Raw genomic sequence first — 24,202 nt, 5'->3', positions numbered from 1 at the left:
CAAAGCTTATGAAAAATGTTTATTCTGCATTTACCGGTGAAGCAGTCATCATCGAACTGACCGGAAAAAAAACCATTAATGGATATTTGATCGAGGTGGGCAGCGAGGTCCTGATCGTCTATAACGGAGTCGACTATATTTATATCTCCACTTCTCATATTAAAAACATGTCGGTTGTATCGAAAGACTCCATCGGGATCGATGAACCGTCTGTGAGTCCACAGCTCGAACAGGAAGATCAATTATCCCTGCGAAAAATCCTGACCACGGCCAAGGGGGTATTCCTAGAAATCTACACAACGGGCAATCAGCCGATACACGGTTATATAACAGGGATCATGAACAATTACTTCGCATTCTACTCCCCCGTTTACAAAACGATGTTCATCTCCCTGCAACATTTAAAATGGCTCATCCCCTATTCTACCAATCTTTCTCCCTACCGCTTGAGCAAGGAAAATCTGCCTGTTAATCCGTCGAACTCCATCACACTGGCCAGAAGCTTCGAGGTTCAACTTGAAAAATTGAGCGGTCACCTCGTAGTCTTGAACCTTGGAGTCCAGGAAGAAATGATAGGCAAGATCGAGAGAGTGTCAGATAATATCATGGAATTGATCACAGCCAAGGGCGAATCGACCTACTTGAATATGCAGCATATTCAAACCGTCCATTTGCCATAAAAAAAAGAAACCACCTCTCCAAAGGAAAGGTGGTTTCTTCGTTATTAGAAATTACGTTCGGAAACGTTAATTCTGTTCATGGCACGCTTCAGAGCGAGTTCGGCACGACGGAAGTCTACGTCGTCCTGTTGTGCCTGCATGCGGTCTTCAGCACGGCCTTTTGCTTCTTTCGCGCGTTGTACATCGATAGCTTCTGCTGTTTCAGCAGACTGTGCTAGAATTGTCACTTGTTCAGGACGTACTTCTAAGAATCCGCCACTGACAGCTACAAGCTCAGTGTTGCCACCTTTTTTCAGGCGAACCGCACCGATTTGTAGTGGAGCAACCATCGGAATGTGTCCAGGTAAGATTCCAAGCTCACCGCTTTGAGCTTTCGTGCTCACCATTTCCACTTCTGAATCGTACACTGGGCCATCGGGAGTGACAATATTGACTTTTAATGTCTTCATTTTCTTCCCTCCTGGTCCCTAATTATACCTCTACGCCCATTTCTTTAGCTGCAGCCAGTACGTCCTCGATCGGACCTACAAGACGGAATGCATCTTCTGGAATGTGGTCGTATTTACCTGCAAGAATATCAACGAAGCCTTTAACTGTGTCCTTCACTTCTACGTAAGAACCTTTTTGGCCGGTGAACTGTTCTGCAACGTGGAAGTTTTGAGATAAGAAGAACTGTACGCGGCGTGCGCGTTGTACTGTCAGCTTATCATCATCAGAAAGCTCATCCATACCAAGGATCGCGATGATATCTTGAAGTTCTTTATACCGCTGTAACGTCTGTTGAACGTTACGTGCAACATTGTAGTGTTCTTCTCCAACGATCTCTGGAGAAAGAGCACGGGAAGTCGATGCCAATGGATCTACCGCAGGATAGATACCCATTTCAGAAAGCTTACGCTCAAGGTTCGTTGTTGCATCCAAGTGAGCGAAAGTTGTTGCAGGAGCCGGATCCGTGTAGTCATCGGCAGGTACATAGATCGCTTGGATCGATGTTACAGAACCTACGTTTGTTGACGTGATACGCTCTTGCAGTTGACCCATTTCAGTCGCAAGTGTCGGCTGGTAACCAACGGCAGATGGCATACGGCCTAGTAGGGCAGAAACCTCTGAACCTGCTTGTGTGAAACGGAAGATATTATCGATGAACAGAAGTACGTCTTGACCTTGCTCATCACGGAAGTATTCAGCCATTGTAAGACCCGTCAAGGCAACACGCATACGCGCACCAGGCGGCTCGTTCATTTGTCCGAATACCATCGCTGTTTTCTTGATAACGCCAGAATCGCTCATCTCGTGGTAAAGGTCATTTCCTTCACGAGTACGCTCTCCAACACCGGCGAATACAGAGATACCACCGTGCTCTTGGGCGATGTTATTGATAAGCTCCTGGATTAATACGGTTTTACCAACACCGGCACCACCGAATAGACCGATCTTACCACCCTTGATGTATGGAGCAAGTAAGTCTACTACTTTGATACCTGTTTCAAGAATCTCAACTTCTGTAGAAAGTTGATCGAATGTAGGTGCCTGTCTGTGAATCGGATCACGACGGATACCTGCTGCTAGAGGCTCGTCTAAATCGATTGATTCACCCAGAACGTTGAATACACGACCTAACGTTACATCCCCTACTGGTACAGAGATTGGTGCTCCTGTATCGAGTACTTCGGCTCCACGTTGTAAACCATCCGTAGATGCCATTGCGATCGTACGTACAGAATCATCACCTAGGTGAAGGGCAACCTCTAATGTAAGTTCAGCTCTATCTGCAATTTGGATCTTTAAAGAGTTGTAGATATCAGGAAGTTGCCCGCTGGCGAACTTGACGTCAACAACTGGACCCATTACTTGAAGAACGTGTCCTTTGTTCATCTCTTTCCCTCCTAACTAGCTTTTGACAAAAACTTTATGAAGTATAAACGGTTTAAATACCGTTAATGTTCTATTCGAGTGCCGCTGCCCCGCCGACGATCTCCGTGATTTCCTGAGTGATCGCTGCTTGACGCGCACGGTTAAATTTCAGTGTAAGGTCACCGATGATTTCTTTTGCATTATCGGTTGCATTTCTCATCGCTGTCATACGGGCGGCGTGCTCACTTGCTTTCCCGTCAAGGAGAGCCCCGAAAATCAGGCTTTCAGCGTATTGAGGAAGCAATACCTCAAGGATTTCCTCTGCAGAAGGCTCGAATTCATATGAAGCAAGCTTTCCTGAAGGAGTCAGATCCGTTAATGGTAACACTTTTTTCTCCGTAACATCCTGTTGGATCGCACTTACATAGTGGTTGTAGAACATATACAGTTCATCGTATGCCTCTGCAGAGAACATACCCACCGCTTTGTTTGCGATATCTTTAATGTCTGCGAAATTCGGTTGATCCGGAAGACCCGTTACCGACTCAAGGACATTAAAGCCTTTTTTACGGAAGAAATCAGCACCGACACGGCCCAGAGCAATAATGGCAAATTCATCATTTGAGCTGTGACGCTCTTTAATTCGATTGCTAACAGCACGGATTACACTGCTGTTATATGCCCCCGCCAAACCACGGTCTGATGTAATGACCAGATACCCGGTTCTTTTAACGGGGCGGGAGACTAGCATCGGATTCCTCACACCTTGACTGCCCGCTGCAACGGATGTCACCACTTCAGAAATTTTATTCATGTAAGGTACGAATGACTTAGCATTCGTCTCCGCACGATTCAATTTAGAAGCCGATACCATTTCCATTGCTTTGGTGATTTGACTTGTCTTTTTGGTAGAAGTAATACGAGTTTGTATATCGCGTAACGATGCCACTGGTTCTCACCACCCTTTACATATTGTTAAGTATAGGGAGCAGGCTTATAAGCCCTTCCCCCTATATTCCCTTATTCAGACTTGATGAATGTCTTCTTGAATTCATTGATCGCGGTTTTCATTGCATCATCTTCAGGAAGACCTTTAGTCGTACGAATATGGTCTAACAGTTCAGTATGGTTGTGATCTAACCAGCTTAGAAGTTCAGACTCGAAACGACGGATATCTACAACTGGAATATCATCTAAATGACCTTTAATCAGTGCATAGAAGATCATGACTTGTTTTTCAACTTTAAGTGGTTTGTTAAGATCCTGCTTCAGTACTTCTACTGTACGCGCACCACGATTCAGTTTCGCCTGTGTCACTTTATCAAGATCCGATCCGAACTGAGCGAATGCTTCTAGTTCACGGTAAGCGGCTAAGTCAAGACGAAGCGTACCGGAAACCTTCTTCATTGCTTTGATTTGTGCGGATCCACCAACACGTGATACGGAAAGACCTGCATTGATCGCCGGACGTACACCGGAGAAGAATAGGTCAGATTGTAAGAAAATCTGTCCGTCCGTGATGGAGATAACGTTTGTCGGGATATAAGCGGAGATATCTCCTGCTTGTGTTTCAACGAATGGTAATGCCGTGATGGAACCTCCACCTTTTGCATCACTCAATTTCGCCGCACGCTCAAGTAGACGAGAGTGCAAGTAGAATACGTCACCAGGGAATGCTTCACGGCCTGGAGGACGACGTAATAATAGGGAAAGCTCACGGTAAGCAGAAGCCTGCTTGGAAAGATCATCGTACACGACAAGAACGTGCTTGCCACTGTGCATGAATTCTTCAGCCATTGTGATACCGGCGTATGGTGCTAAGAATAGCATCGGAGCCGGTGAAGCAGCTGATGCCGTTACAACGATTGTGTAATCTAATGCACCGTGCTTACGCAATGTTTCTACCGCGTTACGTACTGTTGATTCTTTTTGACCGATGGCAACGTAGATACATACCATGTCCTGGTCTTTTTGGTTCAGAATCGCATCGATGGCAACAGATGTTTTACCTGTTTGACGGTCACCGATGATTAATTCACGTTGTCCACGACCGATTGGAACTAACGCATCGATCGCTTTGATACCCGTTTGAAGTGGCTCGTGTACGGATTTACGATCCATGACACCAGGTGCCCCACTTTCAATCGGACGCGTTTTTGTTGTTGCAATTGGACCCAATCCATCAACGGGTTGTCCAAGTGAGTTTACTACACGACCAACTAGTTCTTGTCCTACTGGTACTTCCATGATACGTCCAGTACGACGAACCTCATCGCCTTCACGAATGTCAGTATATGGTCCGAGAATGATGATACCAACGTTGTTTTCTTCTAAGTTCTGTGCCATACCCATGACACCGTTAGAAAATTCAACAAGCTCTCCAGCCATGACATTGTCGAGGCCATGAGCACGAGCGATACCGTCACCGATTTGGATAACTGTACCTACGTCGCTTACTTTCATCTCAGACTGATAGTTTTCAATTTGCTTTTTTATCAGCGCGCTGATTTCTTCCGCCTTGATGCTCATGAATTTCACCCCTCATTTATACGAAAGTTAACGAATTAGTTCACGCTCAAGACGAGTCAATTTACCTTGCAGGCTTCCATCATAGATGCGGGTCCCGATTTGGACCTTGATGCCGCCCAGTAAATTTTCGTCTGTCACATTGGTAATTCTTAATGATTGTTTTCCGACTTTTTTAGCAAAAGAAGACGACAATGCTGTTTGCTCATCTTCTGTTAAAGGACGTACAGAATACACTGTCGCATCTGCAATCCCGCGTGCTTCGTTTGTCAATTCGATGAATGCCTCAACCATCCCTGTGATCTCGCCCGTACGGTGACGGTCCGTCATCAGCATCAATGTGTTCAAGACATAAGGGGAAGCCGTGGAAAATGCTTCCTGAATCAATGACTTCTTCTTATTTAACGTAAGCTTAGGATTTTCAAAGAGAACCGCTAATTCGGTGTTCTCAAGGAAAACCGCTCTCACTGTACGCAGCTCTCCTTCGATTCCTTCAAGCTGATTATGATCCTGGGCAATCTCGAAAAGAGCTAACGCATAGCGTTTTGCAACTGTAGAGTAGCTCATCGCTCTTCCCCTACCTCTTGAATATAATCGTTAATTAACTTCTGTTGATCATCAGCAGAAAGTTCTTTCTCAATGACCTTAGAAGCAATAAGTACTGATAAAGATGCAACCTGTTTCTGTAGTGCTGCAACAGCTTGTTCTTTTTGAGTTTCGATTTCGCGCTTTGCAGATTCTTTCAATCTCTCTGCCTCTTGACGAGCAGTTGCGATAATCTCTTCACGTTGTTCAGAACCTTGTTTCTTAGAGTTTTCAATCATTGTTTGAGCTTCAAGACGAGCTTCTTTCAGAAGTTTCTTTTGCTCTTCTAAAATATTATTTGCCTCAGTGCGGCTCTTTTCGGCTGCCGTGATTTCACCGGCGATGTGGTCTTCACGCTGCTGCATGATTCCCATTAATGGACCCCAGGCGAATTTCTTTAGTAGCGCCATAAGGACCAGGAACATAATCAGCTGAAAGACAATATCCCCTGTGTTAAGGCCGCCGTGACCTGCTGCCTCACCTATAACGAATGCGTTAGTAAACATACTCGATTCACTCCCTTCAAGAATCGATTGGATCGTATTTTTTATAAATGAACCGTTCTTGCAAAGAATCTATTCTCTAATACATAGGAATGGCGAAGATAATCGTCAAGACGAACTTCGCCATTCAACCTGTCCGTTTTATTAGCTTCCCAGTGCGATGAAAGCGATAACTACACCGATGATTGGAAGTGCCTCAACTAATGCGATACCGATGAACATTGTTGTTTGTAAAGTACCACGTAATTCCGGTTGACGTGCAATTCCTTCTACTGTACGACCTACGATAAGACCGTTACCAATACCTGCTCCTAGTGCTGCTAAACCAACTGCAATTGCTGCTGCGATAAGACTCATTCTAAAGTTCCTCCTTTAATGTATAAGAAAAATATTTTTTACATATATGTTTGTCCACCGTAATGAACAGGTATATATTAATGGTCGTGGCTAACTTTGTGAGCCATATAAACCATTGTTAACATACAGAAAATGAACGCCTGGATCGATCCGACAAATACCGAGAATCCTTGCCAAGCAAGCATTGGTGCGATTGCTCCGATCGTTCCTCCGATACCACCGTTAACGGCAAGACCCGCAAGTAGTGCAAGCAGGATTTCACCGGCATAGATGTTACCGTAAAGTCGAAGACCCAATGTAAGAGTGTTTGCAAACTCTTCAATGATTTTTAGCGGGAATAACCACCACATAGGTTTGAAAAAGTCTTTCCCATATTCGCCAAACCCTTTCAACCTGATTCCATAGAAATGGGATAGTACCACGACCATAACCGCCAGGGTCATCGTGATGGCAGGATCGGCTGTAGGCGATTTCCACCATAATTCGCCGTCATACACGACAGAGAATGGCAGACCCAGCATATTCGATACAAAAATATACATGATAATCGTGAGACCTAAGATATGAAAACGGCCACCCGTCTTCCAGTCCATGTTGCTCTTAATGATCCCCTTGACGAAGTCCATCACCCACTCGAAAAAGTTCTGCATACCGGTAGGCTTCAGGGCTAAGCGACGTGTAGATAAGAGGGCAATAATAAACACTATGGCCGTTGCGACCGTGATCATCAAAACGTTCGCAAGGTTAAAAGTCAAACCCAGAAAATGGGCTGTAGGTGCTCCATGATTCAAAATACTTCACCTCTCTTCCCCGCTATTTATTAGTTTTGAAGCTGCTGAAAAAATAATCTATCATAATGACAATATAGGTCGTCATTAATCCAATAATAAGACTTAGGAGATGAAATGTTTCTGGAAATCGTGTGGCAATGATGACTCCAAGGGCGGCTGCGGCCATACGGGAAGTGGTTCCTAGTGATCTCACTTTTTTTCCCTCTACCACGGCGTCCCCGAACTTCGAGACCCGCTTGGTCATGCCCCAGTGCATATAAAGACTTAAAACTGTCCCTAAAATTAACCCTAAGAATACTGATTTGTGGGTGGTGAATCCCCAACCCAGGACGTAAATAGAAAGCACGTAAATTATGTATTTCCGCTGTCTATTAAACATTTGATGGAGTTCCGGCATATCTTATTATTCTCCTAAGAAGAAATGTCGTACTGTTCGAAGCATCGCATAAATCCCTGCGGCAAGGCCGAGGAGCAAACCGATGATTAAAAAGAGTGGTGCTGAATCAACCTGCTGATCAATCCATCTCCCCAGGAAAATCCCGACTAAGATAGACCCGACAAGCTGTGCTAGAATGGCAGAATAAATCGCCATCGCTTTATATGGGCTTTCGTTTTTTTGACCCATTTCAACCTCTCCCATTCAAACGAAATTTGAACATGAGGCAAGCATTTCAGACATGATGTAAAACCGATTGCATAAGGGTTTCCGCATTGTGAAAACCTTATCATTTTACATCCTTTGTAAGCATACAATAGGGCTTAATCTATGTCAATGCGTTCAAGTTAAAAAGTTCACAACCTATCCACGCGTTTCCAGATTGTTCACATTTTCAACACAATTACCAGAAAAGCGGAGGCGGGTTGGGCAGGCCCGACAAGCACAACTGGGAAATCCCTAAAGGCGCTTTTTGCCTTTTGGGATTTTTCAGTTGTGACCTCGAGGGACTACCCGCCGGAGCTGGATCTCGAAAAGCGGAGGCGGGTTGGGCAGAGGCGACAAGCATAAGATGAATGGACTGGAAAGGCGTCCTTTGCCTTTTTGGTCGGCTTGACTTATGACCTCGAGCCCCAAGCCCCCGGAGCTGGATCCGTCGAAAAGCCCATCCGACTGCCCACCCCACACGCACAACTTTGAAATATATTAACAAATTCATAGATATCCTACTTCGCATGCCCCTCCATTATATAGAAGAATCCCCTACTGAGTAACCCTTGAATTTAATGTAAATACTTCCAACTGATTTCAAATTGCTAGCGTATTAAAAAACAAAGGTCCGTCCCTCAAAAATTGTAAGAGGGACGGACCTTTACTCAGTTTCATTCATTCGGATCGAAGGATTTTGGACGCTTATCCAGGTGACCGAAATGGTAGCGGATCGCTTGGGTGATTCGGTAGGATGCCTGTCCGTCTCCGTATGGGTTTGTTGCTTTGGACATTTTGCGGTGTGCTTCAGGATCTGTCAGAAGTTCTTTCGCAAGCTTGTAGATGTTTTCTTCTTCATTACCTGCAAGCTTCAGTGTTCCGGCTTCAATCCCTTCCGGACGCTCGGTTGTGTCGCGAAGGACCAGAACCGGAACTCCTAACGAAGGTGCTTCTTCCTGAACACCGCCAGAATCTGTCAGAATCAGATGTGCACGGGAGGCGAAGTTATGGAAATCAATGACATCTAAAGGCTCAATCAGATGAATCCGCTTATCGTCTCCAAGTACTTCATCCGCGACTTCACGAACGGCCGGGTTCAAGTGAACCGGATAGACAACCTGGATATCATCATGCTCTTCCACTAATCGCTTAATGGCACGGAACATGTTACGCATCGGTTGACCCAGGTTTTCACGTCGGTGAGCCGTCAGTAGAACTAGCCGATCATCTCCAACCTTCTCCAATACCTCATGATGGTACTCGTCTTTTACCGTCGTTTTTAACGCATCAATCGCTGTGTTACCTGTAATGAAGATTCCCTCTTCTTTCTTACTTTCATTCAGAAGATTCTGGGATGATTTTTCCGTTGGAGCAAAATGAAGATCCGCCATGACACCTGTCAGCTGACGATTCATCTCCTCAGGGAATGGTGAATATTTATTCCACGTTCTTAGGCCTGCTTCTACATGACCAACCGAGATCTGATTGTAGAAGGCTGCAAGGCTTGCCACGAATGTTGTCGTGGTATCACCATGTACAAGAACAATATCCGGCTTTGCTTCTTTCATGATTTTATCAAGACCTTCTAACCCACGTGTCGTTACATCAATCAATGTTTGGCGGTCCTTCATGATGTTCAGGTCGAAATCAGGTTTGATATCAAAAATATTCAATACCTGATCAAGCATTTCACGGTGCTGAGCTGTTACTGTTACAATCGTTTCAAAGCTTTCCGGATATTTCTTCAATTCCAGGACAAGAGGAGCCATCTTGATGGCTTCCGGTCTTGTTCCGAAAATCGTCATTACCTTGATTGGATTCGTCATTTTTTCTCCCTGCCTTTCTTATTTCGTTCCGTACAAACGATCTCCCGCGTCCCCAAGTCCAGGAACGATGTAGCCTTTTTCATTCAGCTTCTCATCAAGAGCGGCGATGAAGATATCAACATCAGGGTGCGCTTCTTTGATGGCGTCCACACCTTCAGGACAAGCAACCAGGCACATGAATTTGATGCTTACAGCACCGCGCTTTTTCAATGAGTTAATGGCTTCAACAGCAGATCCCCCCGTTGCAAGCATCGGGTCAACCAGGATGAAGTCACGCTCTTCCACATCACTTGGAAGCTTCACGTAATATTCAATCGGTTTAAGAGTCTCAGGGTCGCGATATAACCCGACATGTCCCACTTTCGCAGCCGGGATCAATTTAAGGATTCCATCGACCATTCCAAGGCCAGCTCGTAAAATAGGGACGATCCCTAATTTTTTTCCTGCAAGGGTTTTCGCTTTAGCGCTGCTTACCGGCGTTTCAACGTCGATATCCTCAAGAGGAAGGTCACGTGTGATCTCAAAGGCCATCAGTGTTGCAACCTCGTCTACCAGCTCACGAAATTCCTTTGTTCCTGTTTCTTTATCACGGATAAACGTCAATTTGTGTTGGATCAACGGATGATCAAATACATATACTTTGCCCATACGACTCTCTCCTTTTAATTCAGTTTTATGTAAAAATGGTTTGTCCACTTCATTTACACCTCAGACTATTGTACATAAAAGACAATTTAAGAGCAACATGAGTTGGGAAGTGTAATGGAATCGTTAGAATTGAGAAGATTTGAGTTGAGATAGATCTCTTCAGTGAGGTTTTTGTTTATTTTGACTGAGTGAGTACTGCCCAGGAGGCTTGGGGTGGAGGTGATTGCGTCGTTTTCATGATTATTGCGTCATTTTTCGTTGTAATTGCGTCATTTTTATTTTTATTGCGTCGTTTTTTCGTTAATTGCGTCATTTTACTAATCAATTGCGTTTTTTAACAAAATATGGAACCCCTCCAACTAAAAAAACCTCCCCACCAGGAACGTCCGTCCCTAATGAAGAGGTCAACATCGATTATCTTTCAGGATATAATTCAAATTTGCTTGTTAAATCCAACACGCGCTTGCGTGCTTCTTCCAGTTTAGCCTCGTCTTCATGGTGCTTCAATGTCAATGCCATGATGGAAGCAATTTCGTCCATGTCTCCGAGTCCGAATCCTCTGGACGTAACCGCTGCTGTTCCGATACGGACACCGCTTGTGACAAATGGGCTTTCCGGATCAAATGGAATCGTATTTTTATTAACGGTGATTCCGATCTCATCAAGAACCTTTTCAGCAACTTTACCAGTCAAGCCTAATGAACGAGTGTCAATCAGTAATAGGTGGTTATCAGAACCGCCCGATACAAGATCGATCCCTTCTTTCACCAAACCTTCTCCTAAGCGTTTCGCATTGTCGATGATGTTCTGTGCATATTCTTTGAAGGAATCCTGCAGAGCTTCACCGAATGACACAGCTTTAGCTGAAATGACGTGCATGAGTGGGCCGCCTTGAAGACCAGGGAAAATAGACTTGTCTATCTTCTTCGCAAACTCTTCTTTACAAAGAATCATCCCGCCGCGTGGTCCGCGCAATGTTTTGTGAGTCGTTGTCGTTACGAAGTCTGCATACGGAACCGGGTTCTGGTGAAGTCCAGCCGCTACAAGACCGGCGATGTGAGCCATATCCACCATCAGGTAAGCTCCCACTTCGTCTGCGATCTCACGGAATTTCGCGAAATCGATCGCTCTTGGATACGCACTTGCCCCCGCTACGATCAGCTTCGGCTTGTGCTCCAATGCTTTTTGTCTAACATCTTCGTAGTTGATGAGGTGCTTTTCTTCATCCACACCGTACTCTACGAAGTTATATTGAATTCCACTGAAGTTGACCGCACTTCCGTGAGTCAGATGTCCCCCATGAGATAAGTTCATTCCAAGAACCGTGTCGCCCTGTTCAAGGATGGTGAAGTAGACTGCCATATTGGCTTGAGCTCCTGAGTGAGGCTGAACATTGGCATGCTCCGCTCCAAAAAGCTCTTTCGCACGGTCGCGGGCCAGATTCTCGGCTACGTCCACATGCTCACAGCCACCATAATAGCGACGACCTGGGTACCCCTCTGCATACTTATTTGTCAAAACCGAGCCTTGTGCTTCCATAACGGCTTCACTGACAAAGTTTTCAGATGCAATTAATTCGATCTTTGTTCGTTGACGCTCTAATTCATCTTGAATCGCTGCATAAATTTCCGGATCTTGCTTGGCAATCTTACTCATACATATCCCCCTTTAATTCATAGGCCCAACTTGCGGCGCCCCATTGATTCATTCACTCCCATTCTAACACGATTCATCAAAAGGCGAAATAAAAACCTCTAGTCAAAACGTAACGTTCGTGTTTAGAGACCCATTTGAGGGACGGACCTCATGTGATACTGTTCACAAACAGTTTTCAACCCTTCGCCAATCACATTTAAGTAGCGTTTTGACTACTTTTATAGAATGCAGAAGAATTCGAGGGATCCTTTTCCCTGCATGCCCCCATACCCTGACTCACCGTCAAGGAAATCATCTCCCCCTAGTCCCCGTTAATCGTTCGGGTTTGACACCCTGTTTTGAGGCAAACCCAAAATAAAGGTCCGTCCCTCATAAACAAGAGAAACGGACCTTATCCCATAATTCTATTCGTATACGGCCCTGGTTCCGCCGATGAGTTTTGGTCTGGTTTTGGCGAGGGTGACGTGGGCTTCGCCTAGGCTTTTCTGGGATACGCGGATCGGGACGGCTACGTGTTTCAGGTGCATGCCGATGAAAGTGTCCCCGATGTCGATGCCGGCGTCGCCTTTGATGTGCTCGACCATGACGGGATCGTCGAAGGAATGATAGGCTTTTGTCGCCATGGCCCCTCCTGCTTTTCGCACGGGAACGACCGTGACTTCATCGAGCCCTTTCCGTTCCGCTGCTTCCCGCTCAAGGACCAGCGCTCGGTTCAAGTGCTCACAGCATTGAAATGCCAACGAAACCCCAATCGAATCTGCCCAGCCCTTCAACTCGTCATAAATCATTTCCGCCACTTCAATGGTCCCCGCCGTGCCGATCCGTTCTCCCATTACTTCAGAGGTTGAACAGCCGACGACAAATACTTGTCCTTTTTTTAGCAGAACCTGACGGCTGAAATCATGCAGGATCGTCTGCAGTTCATCTTTCAATTGAGCGATTTCCATGAAACCCACTCCTTATTGTTTGTCTTCGTATGCCGTGATCTTTCCTACTCTATTTGCATGGCGTCCGCCTTCGAATTGGGTTCCAAGCCACGTTTTGGCGATTTCGCGTGCCAGTCCCGGACCGATTACGCGCTCACCCATGGCAAGCATATTGCTGTCATTGTGTTCGCGGGTCGCTTTAGCACTGAATACATCATGCACAAGGGCGCACCGGATCCCCTTTACTTTGTTAGCCGAGATGCTCATGCCGATTCCCGTCCCGCAGATCAGAATCCCCCGGTCAAATTCACCGCTTGCCACTTTTTCTGCAACGGGAACGGCATAGTCCGGATAGTCGACGGATGTGCCACATTCACAGCCGAAATCCTCATATTCAAGACCCATTTCTTCTATTAATGACTTGATTTCTTCCCTGATATTCACTCCGCCGTGATCCGACGCAATCGCTATTTTCATATTCTCCCACTCCCCATAACCTTTGATACGTTTATTTTGCCACATCCTCTTCATTATATAAAGCTTTTCAGCATGAAAAAGCGGGCATGAGGTCCGTCCCTCATGCCCGCTTATCTTTTATAAATGAAAACGTGTAATCGTGCTTTTTAGTGCTTCTGCCTGTTCTTTCAGGTTAAGGGCAAGCTTCTCGACGTCATTCATGACGACCGCCTGCTCTTTCGTGGAAGCCGATACTTCCATGGCCCCCGCTGATGTTTCTTCAGCGATGGCGGCGACTTCCTGTGATTGCTGGGAAGTGAGCTGGATGCTGTCCATCTGCTGATCGACGAGGACCGAGATATTTTGGACTGCGTCCGCCACTTCATGAATCGTTGTCGTCATGGTTTCAATCATTTCATTGGTTTGCGTTCCTTTTTGTGCTTCGGAATTAGCAGAATCAACCTGGGTCGTGATCTGTCCAACCACGTTCCCGACTTCAGTCTGGATATTCTTGATCAGTTCCGAAATACCTTGAACCGCTTTTCCACTTTCATCGGCAAGTTTCCGGACTTCCTCTGCGACAACTGCGAACCCTTTTCCATGTTCCCCGGCACGTGCCGCTTCAATGGAGGCATTCAAGGCGAGAAGATTGGTCTGATTCGCGATATCCCCTACCAATTGAATGATCTGTTCCACTTTTTTCGCGTTGTCTTCGAGTCGGCGCACGGCGTCCAACGAATCTTCATTCCCTTTTGCCAGTCGATTGATGCCTTCAACAAGGGAATGGATCACTTCTTTACTTCCCTGAAGCTCCGTCACCATGTTTTTCGACATATGCTCGGATGACTTGGAATGATCCTGTACCTCACGGGCAATCCTGATGACATCCTCCACAGATTCAGCCGTCGATTGAATCGCCGTAGCAGAGCTTTCGGCACCCGCTGAAATTTCGCTGATCGTTTTGGAAATTGAATTCGCTTGTGTAGAAGCGATTTCCGATGATTTCGACAGCTCGATGACATTACGATTGGTTTTGTTAAAATTGTCATCGATGCTTGATACCATGTCACGCAAATTATACAGCATGCGGTTGAACGCCAGTGCCAGTGAACGGATTTCGTCATCGGACTTCGGTACATCCACTTCGATGGCGATGTCCCCTTCCGCCGCTTTCAGTGCAACCTGCTCCAAGCGCTGCAGCGGTTTGACGATGAATCCCGCTGCAAAAAAGGCCAGAACCGCTGACCAGAATACACCCATGCCAAGGGTCATGATCGTGAACCACAGCTCATTCATATCAGGCGCAAAAGCAGGTTTGATCACATAAATAAAAAAGGCACTTGTGGTATACGTTACCAACGCCAGAAGCGTGATAAAGAAGACCAATTTCTTTCTAAGACCCGACTTGTAGCTCTTCACTTTCCCCATCTTTCTCTCTCCCTGTCTTTAGCCCAACTTTTTCATTAACTCCTCAATCAATGAATCCAACTCTCTGTATGTATGTCTATAGAGGTCCACACTTCCACCATATGGATCCGTTACATCCAAATCAGCTGGATCTTCAAGGACAAACTCCTTCAGTGTAAAAGTTTTGTCCGCCACATGTGGATACTGATCCACAATCGACCGCTTATGATTCGATGTCATCGTAAAAATATAGGAAGCCCAATCCAGGTTCTCTTTTGAGAGCGAACTTGATTGATGTCTATGTATTATATCGTTCTCTTTCAGCACTTCTTTAGTCTGAAATGACGCATCATTTCCCTCCATGGCAAAAACACCAGCAGACTTCACATCGAACTTATCTGCCCCTTTATGCTTCAAAACCGCTTCAGCCATAGGGCTCCGGCACGTATTTCCTGTACAAACAAACAAAATATTCATCACGTCATCCTCCTTACCACTTATTATAAAATATTTTCCAATCCGACCATAGACCATTCACAAAGAATACAAAAAGAAAGGCTAGCCCGGCTCGTCCTCGGGCGACAACCTGCCGTAGCCAGACAATAGAGTAGGGTGACCTTTCTCAAGGCCACCCCCTCATCAAACCGTACGTGCCCTATTAAGGCATACGGCTTACCAATGTGATTCCGCTTAGTTCAAGATGATGCAAACTTATTCGCACAGTGTATTTTAGAAAGTCGTTGTGAAGAAAAGTATTCCTCTCCCTTTTCTTTTGCTCTCTCCAGACTTCTTTTGTATTTCTTCTTTTGCTTATCTTTCATGTATTGGAGGTAGTATTCAATACCATCTCCATACTGTTTTCCGTAATATATTTGAAAAGCAGATTTAAGACCTGTACACGCAAAGAATTCAATGTTCCATTTCGTACTCATCACCCATCCTTTTCGTTGTGAAGGATGTTTGTGAAGCATAGCGACTCTCAGCCTTCGGCGAGTGTAAGAATCTATTGCCAGTAGTTCATCTCTGAATATGTTGAAACAACAGTTCAGTCGATATCCCTTCTCTTTGAATTCTTCAATCGCTTTCCACAAGGTTAGATAGAAGTTTACCTTTCCTTGAATGATGGAGTTTACGCGTTGGTACCACGCTTCTCTGCTTAAGGTGAGTGTTTTCCTGGTGGCTCTCTTAATTTTCATTCGAAAGTCTTTCCAGGTCTCATCTTTTGGTTTGGCTAAATAGTAAGGTTTACCATCCTTCTTACGTTTTCTCCAGTGTTGGAACGTAAAACCAATAAAGTCGAAATCATCATGATTGAAATCGACAATTCTAGTCTTCTCGATAGAAATTTCCAGACCTAGTTCATCGAGTTTCTCTTTTGTGATTTGTTCGGCTTTCTTAATGTCCTCTTTGGATTTGGCGAAAAGGAGGAAGTCATCGGCATACCGTACAAATCGAATGCCGTGTAAATCAAGTGTCCAATCCAGTTCGTTCAGATAGATATTCGCTAAAAGTGGAGAAATCACTCCACCTTGAGGAGTACCTGAATCTGAGCGATGGTAGGTCCCTTCTTCCATGTATCCAGCTTTTAGCCATTTCCAAATCATGTCTAGGACTGTACCGTCCGCTACATATTTGTTTAGGACCTTCATCAGTTTCTTGTGCGGGATATTGTCAAAGAAGCCTTTGATATCGCAATCATAAATGTGATTGTATCCTTGTTCAATATTCCACATTATAATTTGTACAACTCGTTTGGCTCCGCGATTTTGACGATACCCACATGACCAATTATGAAAGATATGGTCATCGAATTTTGGTTCTAATACGTTTCGCAGAGATTGTTGAACAATCCGATCTTCGACCGTAGGAATACCGAGAGGTCTCTGTTTTCCATTCTTCTTGCGTATATAGGAGCGTCTGACAGGAGTAGGCTCATATTCTTTCGCTCTCAGTTTGCCGAGTAGATTATCTAGATTTTCATCCAGGTTCTCCTCATACTTTTCAAGAGTTACTTCGTCGATTCCACCTGAACCTTTGTTGGCTTTTACTTTCTCCCACGCACTTTTCAATTTACGGTCAAACAGTAGTTGTCCGTATACACTATGCCATTTAAGCTTTAATTCTTGATTCACTACGTATTCCACACCTTTCATTGTGTACATTCAGTTCGTTTATACCGAAGTATCGTGGTCTGTTGTCATTACACACCTTTACTTGTGTAGAGTCACAAGGTCGTTCCCCTTCCGTTCACCAGATGTTTTGTCATCTGGCTACTTCCGTACTATGAGAACGTCTGACTTCTCTATCCACATTATCCATTTCGGAATTCCTTATAGGACAATGCCCTGACGGTAAGATAGAGATCTCACGGGGTCATCGCACTTTCCTTCTGTACATACCCAGCACCATCACTTGATAAGTTGAGCTCATTCGGCTGATTCTTTGAATGAACACCTTTAAGACTTCCCATTATTTTCGCATGGTCGCCAACTTACCCAGCCGCCGTGCTTCACACTTTTTGCATTTGGGTCTGCACATCCGACTACGGGTCTCTCGATTATCCGCATCTCCTCCGAACACAATCTCACAATTATGCCCTAGATTAGTCTTCGTTAGTTGTATCAGCACTCTAACGGAAGGACTTTCACCTTCGAGACGATGAATCTTCCGGGATTCGGGAGCCGTTTATACTACGTATCGTACTCCAACCCTTAACAATTCATCTTGAGTGTGGAACACTCAAGGTGCGACTGCCCGTCGCACAAAAAAGCCCCCCCCCGAGGGACGGACCTTCTCACCAATCAAATCGGCAACAAAAGCTTCACACCAAACGCAAACAGTATACTTCCCCCAAGTGCCTCGCTGTACGTTCCAAGCACACCCTGGAATTTCCGGCCGATGAGTAATCCAGCCCACGTCAGCACGGTAGCAGCGATCCCGAAACAGAAGAGGGCGACGGCCGTTCGTGCCCCGAAGATCCCGAGGGTCAATCCGACTGAAAAACTGTCCAGGCTCACACTTAACGCAAAAAGGATCAATCCAAATCCCACGGGTGAGATGAGGGTCGTTTCCTCTTCCTTGAAGCTCGACACGAACATCTGGATTCCAAGTACGATAAGCAGCACACCCCCTGCGTATGCGGCAAAGGACCCGAACGTTTCCGATAAAAATTTCCCCGCCATCATTCCGAGCAGCGGCATCCATACATGAAAGACCCCGACAACCAATCCTATATAAAAGACCTGCTTTAATCTCAGCTGGAACATACCCATTCCTATCCCGATCGAAAAGGCATCCATCCCAAGAGCAAATGCCATTAACATCAAGGTCATCAGTTCGCCGATAATCGTTGTCATTTTGTAATTTCCCCCTCCGGACATGCCTACAAAACAACTTATGCACGTCCAAAGAGATTTAGAATACAAAACAAAAACCCCTATGAAAGACCATAGGGGAAAGCGTTCATCCTTTTATCACGCGGTAACCGGCAGCCTTCTGAAGGCGATTCATGATCGCAAGCCCGACTCCTTCTTCCGGAAACATTTCGGCAAAAATAATATCCACATCACTTCTATTAAAAGCACGCAGCGTGTCGTAGAGATGCTGGGCTACGGTTTTCAAATCATCTCTTCTTCCGACGGAAAGAATGATATCCGCCTGATACTCCCCCGCGAATTCTTCCGTCGTCAAAACCCCGACCTTGAGCCCTGCTGCCTTTTTTTCATCCACCAATCGCTGCACATCTTCCCTCGTCCCGTCCACTAGATAAACAGGGGCATCCGGTGCGTAGTGAGTATATTTCATCCCGGGTGATTTCGGGGCACCCTTGCCATCTTTTAAGGAAGGATCCACTTCCACTTTCCCGACGACAATTTCGAGCTGCTCTTTCGTGATGCCGCCGGGACGCAAAATGACCGGGATTTCTCCCGTACAATCCACCACCGTCGACTCCACCCCGACTCCCGTCTCGCCACCGTCCACCACTCCGGCGATCCGGCCTTCAAGGTCATCGATAACGTGCTGAGCCGTTGTCGGACTCGGTTTACCCGACCGATTCGCACTCGGGGCAGCAATCGGCAGTCCCGCTGCCTCGATAATGGAGAGCGCCACGGGATGGTCCGGCATCCGGATTCCCACTGTATCGAGTCCAGCGGTCACCTTTCCGGAAAATACGTTTTCCTTATTTTTAAAAATGATCGTTAAAGGCCCCGGCCAATAAGCGTCAATGAGCTTCGCTGCATCCGACGGAATCTCTTCCACCAGTCCCTCTAACTGCTCTTTATTTGATATGTGGACAATCAGTGGATTATCCGACGGTCTGCCTTTCGCTTTGAAGATTTTTTCCACCGCACGATCCGATGTGGCATTTGCCCCCAGTCCATAAACCGTCTCCGTGGGGAAGGCTACCACCTCATCCTTTTGAAGAATCTTCGCTGCATCCACAATTTGTGGATAACTTTTGTTTTTATCCACATCACTTTCCACAATCCAATGTTTCATCATCTATGTCATCCACCTTTATCTATCCAAACTAAATCTGTTCACTTTTTGTGTACAAATACTGAATTGACGAGTTCCTTTTCTTTTGAAAGTATAAAAGAAACTCTGTAAATTCTCAAGTATTATCCACAAACTGCGGATAAAACGTCGAGAATTGTGGATAAACCTGTGGATGATGTGAATAATTCTGAAAAAAGAAATAGTTACCGCTTTCTCTTATTATGTCGAATTCCCAACGAAAAAACTGAACCATTTATTTGAGAATGGTTCAGTCCTGAATTCACCGACAATATTCTTATCGAAAAATCTATAAATCCAATTTCATGGTGATGCAGTTATCCACAGTGGATAACTTTTTCGCATGAATAAAATGCTTCAACTCATCCACAACAGGATCTGTCTCCTGCTTAAAACCTAATAGATCAAAGAACGCGAGGGACGCTTTCCGATTGGAAATCAAATATAGACGCGTCAGATCTTTTTCTTTCGCAAGCTTTAAAATTTCCTGAAAAAGGGCAAATAACTCTTCGCTTTCAAAAGATGACGTGACCACGAGTGACCGAAGGAGGCCGATCTTCTCCTTCACCTCGATTCCAAGTGTCCCAATCAACCGGTTTTCCGAATCTTCCACTACTAAAAAACAGTCAATGCTATGTTTAATGCCTTCCGTGCTTAATCCTGCTTTCATCAAGAAGGCCACGACTTCATGAATATCCTCACTCGTTGCCTGGCGGATCACTTTCAACATCCTTTCATCCTCCCTTTTCTATCATCCTCTAGTATCAATGTATGAGAGGAGAAGGAGAATAGAACAAAAAATGCTAGAAAGATAGACTTTCTTGAAATAAGAAAAAGCTTCATCCTAAGCGGATGAAGCTTCTTACTTTATTTATTGAATAACCCCTTGAAAAGATCGACTACGAAGAAACGGACCTCGACTTCTTCCTCTTCCTGATCTTCAACGAAGACCGGTTCTTCTTGGTTTTCTACCTTTTCCTCAACTTGTACTTCCTTCTTTTTCACCTCTTCTCCAACAGGCACCTCTACCTTTTCTTCCTCATCAATTACACCGGCTTCTACTGCATCCACTTCGACTTGCTTATACGCAATCACGTCATCTTCAGATTCATCTTCGCTCACCTGAGTTGCATCTTCAGGATCCACTTCCGTTACCTCATTCCCGCTAGCCGCCACTTTCGTTTCAAAGCCCGTACTTCTTACTGCATTTCCAGTAGAGAAATCCAGGAAGCATAATGGCGGATACAGGACGCACCACCAGTTTGCGCCTTCCCCTTTACCAAGTGTGATCAACACCGCTTCGTACTCACCAGCCGGATAAAGATACTGACCATATAGTTTCGTCGGAAAGTCCACTTTACCAAACTCCACTTTCACTGATTGATCCATACCTTCTGCCGCGACGACATCTTCCGCAATCTTCTGAAGCTGCGGCAATCCTTCCTTGATGACTGCTTTCGCCTCATCTTGTGACGTCAGATTCGATACCCAATTCGTGATCTCTTTGTTGACTTCATCCCGGACAAGTCTCTTCACGTTCTGATCCCCATCCAGATCACTATTGGCCAGTATCCGCAGGCGAATCGCTTCTTCCGGAATCACCATCGTCTCCTGTGCCGCCATTTCCTGCTTCGGTATATATAAACTTAGAATCGTTCCTAATGATAGAATCAAGATATACAATAGTACTGTGTGTTTTGTTTTCATGTCCTCTCCCCCTTGGTAAACAGTGTGGTCAAAAGGGGGAAATCTTAAACTAGTAAAATAACATTTTTGTTTTGGAAAATTGGTTGGTGGGGCTTTTTGAAAATAAAATCTTGTTTTTGATAATAAACGGGGTGGTTTTGAAAATAAATCTTTAGTTTTGAAAATAAGTTAGTCGGTTTTGATAATAAACGTGATCATTAGTAGATTGGAACAGGTACGAGGCTAAATATTCGCACAGATTCATTCTAAATCGGCTCCATTTCTTCAAAAAAAACCCCCGATCACTAAAATCGAGGGCATACACTTATTTTCTTACACAAAACACCAAACGATCTTTCCCGTTGATGTCATGGACGACTTCTGTTTCTGCCTCCGGGAAGGTCGCTCGCAGCAGATCCGCAACCGTCTCTCCCTGGCCGACGCCGACTTCGAAACCGATCAGGCATCTTTCCTTCATGACAAGAGGAAGTTCTTCCATAAAGCGTTTGTATAAATCATAGCCATCTTCTCCGCCAAATAATGCGAGTTCAGGTTCGTGTCCGATTACGACATCGGATAGAGTTTCACGGTCTGTCAGCGGGATGTAGGGAGGGTTGGATAAAAGAATATCCAGCTTCATTCCGGCTTGGATTAAAGGTTGTATCAAGTCTCCTTCAAAAAAGCGCACATCTGCCTTAAGTCTTATGCTATTCTCCCTGGCAACCTCCAGTGCTTCCGGAGAAATATCGACAGCCATCATCTCAACCGGTACCCGCTCCGATTCCAGTTTCAGCGTCACCGCTATCGCACCGCTTCCCGTCCCGACATCGGCTGCCTGCAAAGGAGCGGCCGAATCTCTAAACAAATCCTTCATCTTCTGCAGACCATAATAAATGAGTTCTTCCGTCTCCGGTCTCGGAATCAGAACATGCTCATTCACCACAAACTCCCGGCCATAAAACTCCTCTGACCCGATGATGTGCTGAATCGGGACGCCCCCGACATGCCGGCGGATCCCCTCCTGAAATTCGTCCCATTTTTCTTGAGGGACGGACCTCCGCTGTTCTGCCAGCAGCTGGGAACGTGACATGCCCAGCAAATGCCGCAAGTAGATTTCTCCCACATTCTCATCGCGGTCATTTTCGACTAAAAAAGAAGAAGCCCATTTCAGGGCTTCAAATACCGTCACCATGACTATTCTTCCAGTCTTTCAAGAAGTTTGGACTGATCTTCGATGATTAATGCATCGATGACGTCATCCATCTTTCCTTCAAGGATTTGGTCAAGCTTCTGGATGGTCAGGCCGATGCGGTGATCCGTGACGCGGTTTTGTGGGAAATTGTACGTACGGATACGCTCAGAACGGTCACCTGTTCCAACGGCAGATTTACGATTCGCATCGTATTCCGCTTGGACTTCACGCTGGAATTTATCGTAAACGCGGGCACGCAATACTTTCATTGCTTTCTCTTTGTTCTTGATTTGCGATTTTTCATCCTGACATGACACGACGACACCTGTCGGGATGTGCGTCAGACGCACGGCAGACATGGTGGTATTAACACTTTGTCCTCCCGGGCCACTGGATGCGAACGTATCGACACGGATATCTTTATCGTGGATATCGACTTCGACTTCTTCCGCTTCCGGCAGGCAGGCAACCGTTGCTGTCGACGTATGGATCCGTCCGCCAGATTCTGTTTCAGGTACACGCTGCACGCGGTGTGCCCCGTTTTCATACTTCATTTTGGAAAATGCGCCATTTCCGTTGATCATGAAGATGATCTCTTTGTATCCACCGACACCAGTGGAGTTCGCTTCCATGACTTCGATCTTCCAGCCTTGTGCTTCTGCGAATCGACTGTACATGCGGTATAAATCACCGGCAAACAGGGCTGCTTCATCTCCACCTGCAGCACCACGAACCTCCATGATGACGTTCTTATCATCGTTCGGGTCTTTCGGGATCAATAATATTTTCAGACGGGCTTCCAACGCTTCGATTTGCTCTTCAAGCTCGGAAACTTCTTCCTTCACCATTTCACGCATATCAGCATCAAGCTTATCATCCAGCATCGCCTTCGCGTCTTTATACTGCCCGGTTAATTCTTTATATTCTCGATATGCTTCTACCGTTGCTTGGATGTCTGATTGTTCTTTTGAATAATCTCTTAGCTTCTTTGGGTCATTCACAATTTCTGGATCACTCAATAGTTCATTTAACTTATCATAGCGATCTTCCACTGCTTGTAAACGATCGAACACAGCTATTCACCTCAATTTTAGTCCATAACAGTACAATTATATTATATGGTGTATGTAAACACAAGGAGGAGCGGGAATTGAGAGGGGAGGATTTTACGTGAAAAGGGGCAGCCCATAAGCTCCCCCTTTTCATTATCTTTCGGTGATTTTCACATTGATATCATAGCGGGGAATCGCTCTTTGCAACTTGTCTTTCAGCATGGCTTCCTCTTTATCGGTCTCCGCCATGGTCATTTCCTTCTTCGTGTGGGCCGTCACCCACATTTGATTCCCATTGATCCATACCTCATCAGGCTGGAATTTTGAATAATCCCTTACCACTTCACGGGCTTTGTCTTCATACACACCGGTTGTCGTGGAAGTCGTACCTTGAGAATTGGTCAGGTTAGGGAAATTGGGATTTTGATCAGTGATTTCCCGCTCATTTTTATCCTGGCGCTTATCCATTTCCGCCTTTCGATTATCGATGAAACGGGTCCCGCCACTGTCATTATGCACACCGTATTCCGACTCCTGATTCACACCACATGCTGTAATCAAAAGAAAGAAAACGGTAAAAGTTAAAGCTAATGCTACTTTTTTCATACTTTCACACCTCCTGCTTTTAGGCTTTCCTGGAGGATGGTGGTTATGCACATGGCAGATTTAAGAAGTAAATAAGTTTAGAGGGAATATTTGTAAAAATACGCAATTAACCAAAAAAATGACGCAATTACTTTGAAAACGACGCAATAAATCATAAAATGACGCAATCCCGGTCGAAAATGACGCAATTCTAGCCCGCAGACACCTTTTCAAAAAAAGCACAGCTAAATCCTGCTTCACACGACTGCATATGAGCACAAATATCGGATTTTCTCTCCATTTTCCTTAAA

At 45.3% G+C, this 24,202-nt stretch carries 26 protein-coding genes; 1 reads left to right on the top strand and 25 read right to left on the bottom strand.

Annotated features, from left to right (window positions below; translation table 11 throughout):
* The first annotated feature begins 8 nt into the window (after window positions 1-8).
* Window positions 9-680, top strand: a complete 672-nt coding sequence (locus ACSQ2E_RS01170) for a DUF2642 domain-containing protein (RefSeq protein WP_435988977.1) — start codon at window positions 9-11, stop codon at window positions 678-680.
* A gap of 44 nt (window positions 681-724) precedes the next feature.
* Here ACSQ2E_RS01170 and ACSQ2E_RS01165 read toward each other — a convergent pair whose 3' ends face one another.
* The 25 genes from ACSQ2E_RS01165 to ACSQ2E_RS01045 form a co-directional block, all read right to left on the bottom strand.
* Complete coding sequence (locus tag ACSQ2E_RS01165) at window positions 725-1,129, bottom strand: F0F1 ATP synthase subunit epsilon (RefSeq protein WP_034765168.1); 405 nt, start codon at window positions 1,127-1,129, stop codon at window positions 725-727.
* A gap of 22 nt (window positions 1,130-1,151) precedes the next feature.
* On the bottom strand, window positions 1,152-2,555 hold the full coding sequence (gene atpD / locus ACSQ2E_RS01160) for a F0F1 ATP synthase subunit beta (protein WP_336201464.1): 1,404 nt from the start codon (window positions 2,553-2,555) through the stop codon (window positions 1,152-1,154).
* 70 nt (window positions 2,556-2,625) lie between these two features.
* Entirely contained in the window at window positions 2,626-3,483 is an 858-nt protein-coding gene (locus tag ACSQ2E_RS01155; protein ID WP_435988976.1) for a F0F1 ATP synthase subunit gamma, read from the bottom strand.
* 71 nt (window positions 3,484-3,554) lie between these two features.
* Complete coding sequence (gene atpA, locus ACSQ2E_RS01150; protein ID WP_435988975.1) at window positions 3,555-5,063, bottom strand: F0F1 ATP synthase subunit alpha; 1,509 nt, start codon at window positions 5,061-5,063, stop codon at window positions 3,555-3,557.
* A gap of 27 nt (window positions 5,064-5,090) precedes the next feature.
* On the bottom strand, window positions 5,091-5,627 hold the full coding sequence (locus tag ACSQ2E_RS01145) for a F0F1 ATP synthase subunit delta (RefSeq protein ID WP_435988974.1): 537 nt from the start codon (window positions 5,625-5,627) through the stop codon (window positions 5,091-5,093).
* Window positions 5,624-6,151, bottom strand: coding sequence for a F0F1 ATP synthase subunit B (atpF, locus tag ACSQ2E_RS01140; RefSeq protein ID WP_435988973.1), 528 nt, complete (start codon window positions 6,149-6,151; stop codon window positions 5,624-5,626). The genes ACSQ2E_RS01145 and atpF overlap by 4 nt, the downstream gene beginning before the upstream one ends.
* 141 nt (window positions 6,152-6,292) lie before the next feature.
* A complete protein-coding gene (gene atpE, locus ACSQ2E_RS01135) occupies window positions 6,293-6,505 on the bottom strand; it encodes a F0F1 ATP synthase subunit C (RefSeq protein ID WP_032086923.1) in 213 nt (70 codons plus the stop codon).
* Window positions 6,506-6,582: 77 nt separating this feature from the next.
* Window positions 6,583-7,296: a F0F1 ATP synthase subunit A gene (atpB, locus tag ACSQ2E_RS01130; RefSeq protein WP_034765155.1), complete on the bottom strand. Its 714-nt coding sequence runs from the start codon at window positions 7,294-7,296 to the stop codon at window positions 6,583-6,585.
* Window positions 7,297-7,318: 22 nt separating this feature from the next.
* The gene (locus ACSQ2E_RS01125; protein WP_229595906.1) at window positions 7,319-7,693 is read right to left on the bottom strand and encodes an ATP synthase subunit I; all 375 of its coding nucleotides are present in this window, start codon (window positions 7,691-7,693) and stop codon (window positions 7,319-7,321) included.
* A gap of 6 nt (window positions 7,694-7,699) precedes the next feature.
* A complete protein-coding gene (locus tag ACSQ2E_RS01120; RefSeq protein WP_098438721.1) occupies window positions 7,700-7,921 on the bottom strand; it encodes an AtpZ/AtpI family protein in 222 nt (73 codons plus the stop codon).
* 692 nt (window positions 7,922-8,613) lie between these two features.
* The gene (wecB, locus tag ACSQ2E_RS01115; RefSeq protein WP_435988972.1) at window positions 8,614-9,765 is read right to left on the bottom strand and encodes a non-hydrolyzing UDP-N-acetylglucosamine 2-epimerase; all 1,152 of its coding nucleotides are present in this window, start codon (window positions 9,763-9,765) and stop codon (window positions 8,614-8,616) included.
* Window positions 9,766-9,783: 18 nt separating this feature from the next.
* The gene (gene upp, locus ACSQ2E_RS01110; RefSeq protein ID WP_435988971.1) at window positions 9,784-10,413 is read right to left on the bottom strand and encodes a uracil phosphoribosyltransferase; all 630 of its coding nucleotides are present in this window, start codon (window positions 10,411-10,413) and stop codon (window positions 9,784-9,786) included.
* A gap of 414 nt (window positions 10,414-10,827) precedes the next feature.
* Window positions 10,828-12,069 (bottom strand): serine hydroxymethyltransferase, encoded by a 1,242-nt coding sequence (gene glyA / locus ACSQ2E_RS01105; RefSeq protein WP_435988970.1) that lies wholly within the window; start codon window positions 12,067-12,069, stop codon window positions 10,828-10,830.
* A gap of 404 nt (window positions 12,070-12,473) precedes the next feature.
* Window positions 12,474-13,016, bottom strand: a complete 543-nt coding sequence (locus ACSQ2E_RS01100; RefSeq protein ID WP_435988969.1) for a TIGR01440 family protein — start codon at window positions 13,014-13,016, stop codon at window positions 12,474-12,476.
* A gap of 12 nt (window positions 13,017-13,028) precedes the next feature.
* On the bottom strand, window positions 13,029-13,472 hold the full coding sequence (gene rpiB, locus ACSQ2E_RS01095) for a ribose 5-phosphate isomerase B (protein ID WP_435988968.1): 444 nt from the start codon (window positions 13,470-13,472) through the stop codon (window positions 13,029-13,031).
* 117 nt (window positions 13,473-13,589) lie between these two features.
* Window positions 13,590-14,879 carry a methyl-accepting chemotaxis protein gene (locus ACSQ2E_RS01090; RefSeq protein ID WP_435988967.1) on the bottom strand — a complete coding sequence of 430 codons (1,290 nt, stop codon included), beginning with the start codon at window positions 14,877-14,879 and terminating at the stop codon, window positions 13,590-13,592.
* 18 nt (window positions 14,880-14,897) lie between these two features.
* Window positions 14,898-15,335, bottom strand: a complete 438-nt coding sequence (locus ACSQ2E_RS01085) for a low molecular weight protein arginine phosphatase (protein ID WP_435988966.1) — start codon at window positions 15,333-15,335, stop codon at window positions 14,898-14,900.
* A 218-nt stretch (window positions 15,336-15,553) separates the two neighbouring features.
* On the bottom strand, window positions 15,554-16,990 hold the full coding sequence (ltrA, locus tag ACSQ2E_RS01080) for a group II intron reverse transcriptase/maturase (RefSeq protein ID WP_435988965.1): 1,437 nt from the start codon (window positions 16,988-16,990) through the stop codon (window positions 15,554-15,556).
* A 669-nt stretch (window positions 16,991-17,659) separates the two neighbouring features.
* On the bottom strand, window positions 17,660-18,214 hold the full coding sequence (locus ACSQ2E_RS01075; RefSeq protein WP_435988964.1) for a manganese efflux pump MntP: 555 nt from the start codon (window positions 18,212-18,214) through the stop codon (window positions 17,660-17,662).
* A gap of 106 nt (window positions 18,215-18,320) precedes the next feature.
* Window positions 18,321-19,361 (bottom strand): L-threonylcarbamoyladenylate synthase, encoded by a 1,041-nt coding sequence (locus ACSQ2E_RS01070; protein WP_435988963.1) that lies wholly within the window; start codon window positions 19,359-19,361, stop codon window positions 18,321-18,323.
* Between the two features lie 304 nt (window positions 19,362-19,665).
* Complete coding sequence (locus tag ACSQ2E_RS01065) at window positions 19,666-20,106, bottom strand: GNAT family N-acetyltransferase (RefSeq protein ID WP_435988962.1); 441 nt, start codon at window positions 20,104-20,106, stop codon at window positions 19,666-19,668.
* A gap of 137 nt (window positions 20,107-20,243) precedes the next feature.
* Window positions 20,244-21,083 (bottom strand): stage II sporulation protein R, encoded by an 840-nt coding sequence (spoIIR, locus tag ACSQ2E_RS01060; RefSeq protein WP_435988961.1) that lies wholly within the window; start codon window positions 21,081-21,083, stop codon window positions 20,244-20,246.
* Window positions 21,084-21,387: 304 nt separating this feature from the next.
* On the bottom strand, window positions 21,388-22,254 hold the full coding sequence (gene prmC / locus ACSQ2E_RS01055; protein WP_435988960.1) for a peptide chain release factor N(5)-glutamine methyltransferase: 867 nt from the start codon (window positions 22,252-22,254) through the stop codon (window positions 21,388-21,390).
* A gap of 2 nt (window positions 22,255-22,256) precedes the next feature.
* Complete coding sequence (gene prfA, locus ACSQ2E_RS01050) at window positions 22,257-23,327, bottom strand: peptide chain release factor 1 (protein WP_435988959.1); 1,071 nt, start codon at window positions 23,325-23,327, stop codon at window positions 22,257-22,259.
* Window positions 23,328-23,459: 132 nt separating this feature from the next.
* Window positions 23,460-23,912, bottom strand: coding sequence for a hypothetical protein (locus ACSQ2E_RS01045; RefSeq protein ID WP_435988958.1), 453 nt, complete (start codon window positions 23,910-23,912; stop codon window positions 23,460-23,462).
* Window positions 23,913-24,202: the final 290 nt, after the last annotated feature.

Origin of the sequence: Rossellomorea sp. LjRoot5, assembly GCF_964253455.1 — a bacterium.
GTDB lineage: Bacteria > Bacillota > Bacilli > Bacillales > Bacillaceae_B > Rossellomorea.
This window is presented reverse-complemented; position numbering and strand designations above follow the sequence as displayed.

Coding starts and splice junctions, on each gene's coding strand:
- ACSQ2E_RS01170 (WP_435988977.1), top strand. CDS start 9: ATGAAAAATGTTTATTCTGCATTTACCGGTGAAGCAGTCATCATCGAA.
- ACSQ2E_RS01165 (WP_034765168.1), bottom strand. CDS start 1,129: ATGAAGACATTAAAAGTCAATATTGTCACTCCCGATGGCCCAGTGTAC.
- atpD (WP_336201464.1), bottom strand. CDS start 2,555: ATGAACAAAGGACACGTTCTTCAAGTAATGGGTCCAGTTGTTGACGTC.
- atpA (WP_435988975.1), bottom strand. CDS start 5,063: ATGAGCATCAAGGCGGAAGAAATCAGCGCGCTGATAAAAAAGCAAATT.
- ACSQ2E_RS01145 (WP_435988974.1), bottom strand. CDS start 5,627: ATGAGCTACTCTACAGTTGCAAAACGCTATGCGTTAGCTCTTTTCGAG.
- atpF (WP_435988973.1), bottom strand. CDS start 6,151: ATGTTTACTAACGCATTCGTTATAGGTGAGGCAGCAGGTCACGGCGGC.
- atpE (WP_032086923.1), bottom strand. CDS start 6,505: ATGAGTCTTATCGCAGCAGCAATTGCAGTTGGTTTAGCAGCACTAGGA.
- ACSQ2E_RS01125 (WP_229595906.1), bottom strand. CDS start 7,693: ATGCCGGAACTCCATCAAATGTTTAATAGACAGCGGAAATACATAATT.
- ACSQ2E_RS01120 (WP_098438721.1), bottom strand. CDS start 7,921: ATGGGTCAAAAAAACGAAAGCCCATATAAAGCGATGGCGATTTATTCT.
- wecB (WP_435988972.1), bottom strand. CDS start 9,765: ATGACGAATCCAATCAAGGTAATGACGATTTTCGGAACAAGACCGGAA.
- upp (WP_435988971.1), bottom strand. CDS start 10,413: ATGGGCAAAGTATATGTATTTGATCATCCGTTGATCCAACACAAATTG.
- glyA (WP_435988970.1), bottom strand. CDS start 12,069: ATGAGTAAGATTGCCAAGCAAGATCCGGAAATTTATGCAGCGATTCAA.
- ACSQ2E_RS01100 (WP_435988969.1), bottom strand. CDS start 13,016: ATGGAAATCGCTCAATTGAAAGATGAACTGCAGACGATCCTGCATGAT.
- rpiB (WP_435988968.1), bottom strand. CDS start 13,472: ATGAAAATAGCGATTGCGTCGGATCACGGCGGAGTGAATATCAGGGAA.
- ACSQ2E_RS01090 (WP_435988967.1), bottom strand. CDS start 14,879: ATGGGGAAAGTGAAGAGCTACAAGTCGGGTCTTAGAAAGAAATTGGTC.
- ACSQ2E_RS01085 (WP_435988966.1), bottom strand. CDS start 15,335: ATGAATATTTTGTTTGTTTGTACAGGAAATACGTGCCGGAGCCCTATG.
- ACSQ2E_RS01075 (WP_435988964.1), bottom strand. CDS start 18,214: ATGACAACGATTATCGGCGAACTGATGACCTTGATGTTAATGGCATTT.
- ACSQ2E_RS01070 (WP_435988963.1), bottom strand. CDS start 19,361: ATGATGAAACATTGGATTGTGGAAAGTGATGTGGATAAAAACAAAAGT.
- ACSQ2E_RS01065 (WP_435988962.1), bottom strand. CDS start 20,106: ATGTTGAAAGTGATCCGCCAGGCAACGAGTGAGGATATTCATGAAGTC.
- spoIIR (WP_435988961.1), bottom strand. CDS start 21,083: ATGAAAACAAAACACACAGTACTATTGTATATCTTGATTCTATCATTA.
- prmC (WP_435988960.1), bottom strand. CDS start 22,254: ATGGTGACGGTATTTGAAGCCCTGAAATGGGCTTCTTCTTTTTTAGTC.
- ACSQ2E_RS01045 (WP_435988958.1), bottom strand. CDS start 23,912: ATGAAAAAAGTAGCATTAGCTTTAACTTTTACCGTTTTCTTTCTTTTG.